This window comes from Actinospica durhamensis (assembly GCF_018139695.1).
GTDB lineage: Bacteria > Actinomycetota > Actinomycetes > Streptomycetales > Catenulisporaceae > Actinospica > Actinospica durhamensis.
The window spans coordinates 1-977 of the sequence record NZ_JAGSOG010000617.1 but is presented as its reverse complement, the minus strand read 5'-3'; the positions used below and the strand labels follow the sequence as shown (position 1 = coordinate 977).

Genomic DNA, 977 nt, shown 5'->3' with positions numbered 1-977 from the left:
GCATCGAACAGATCTGGGGCTTCGCCCCCGCCCCCGGCTGCGCCGCCATGGCCCTCCTCACCACCCGCCGCGCCCACGGCACCCTAGCCCTCACCCTGGACACCGCCGCCATCCCCGACCCGCGCGCGTTCGTAGCCTGCATAAGCCAGGGCTTCGAGAACGTGATGGAGTCGGGCTGAGGGTTCGCGTGTCGGTGCAGGATGGCAGAGTCTCCGCCATGGACGAGTTCGACGATCTCGTGAGCCGTGTCCGCAGTTGGGCGACAGCCACCGCAGAGGAACGCGGCGCGAACCTCCCAGAGCCGGCGACCGCGGAGCAGATCGCGGCTGCCGAGTCGATACTCGGCTACGCCCTGCACCCCTTGCTCAAGCGGCTCTTCCAAGAGGTCGCCAACGGCGGATACGGCCCAGAACACTGGCGCCTCATGCCACTGGAGCGCTTGACGCTCTGCCCCCACGTCGACGCGCCGCCAGACCAACCGCGTGCCTGGCCGGACCAGGTCCTGGCGGTCATGGACGTAGGCTGCGCGATGCTCGCGGCGGTCGACTGCGCCGATGGCCGTGGCGGCCAGGTTCTCCTGATGGACCCCAACGCGTTCGACAGCGGACAGCCGGAAGCATGGTACCTGGAAGCCGCAACGCTTCCGCAGTGGCTGGAAGGCTGGCTCGACGGCAGCTCCTGGCTCTGTGAGCAGGACGACCCCGAAGACATCGCATGGCCAACCCCCTGGGACGACGCAGCCGCCCGGCTGGGACAAAAAATCCAGCCCAATGGCAGCCACTGAAGTGCAAGAATCCATAGATGAGCAAGAAGACGCCCGGTGGCTTCCACGCCCCTCAGGCCCTGACGGGAGGTTGTCCCGAGTCTCGTGGATCTTCGGTGACGGTCTGGGTTGATTCTATGCGGCGCGCAGTTGCTTGACGGGCTTGTCGGCGTGCTCCGTCCGGGTGGTTTCTTCGAGTGCTGTGATCAGGGCG

1 protein-coding gene is annotated in these 977 nt (G+C 67.0%); it reads left to right on the top strand.

Annotation, left to right across the window (positions count from 1 at the left end; all coding sequences use genetic code 11):
* The first annotated feature begins 217 nt into the window (after positions 1-217).
* Complete coding sequence (locus KDL01_RS41390; protein WP_212534189.1) at positions 218-784, top strand: SMI1/KNR4 family protein; 567 nt, start codon at positions 218-220, stop codon at positions 782-784.
* The last annotated feature ends 193 nt before the right edge of the window (positions 785-977 follow it).

Bases quoted from the DNA above. Each gene is read 5' to 3' on its own strand.
- KDL01_RS41390 (WP_212534189.1), top strand. From the start codon at position 218: ATGGACGAGTTCGACGATCTCGTGAGCCGTGTCCGCAGTTGGGCGACA.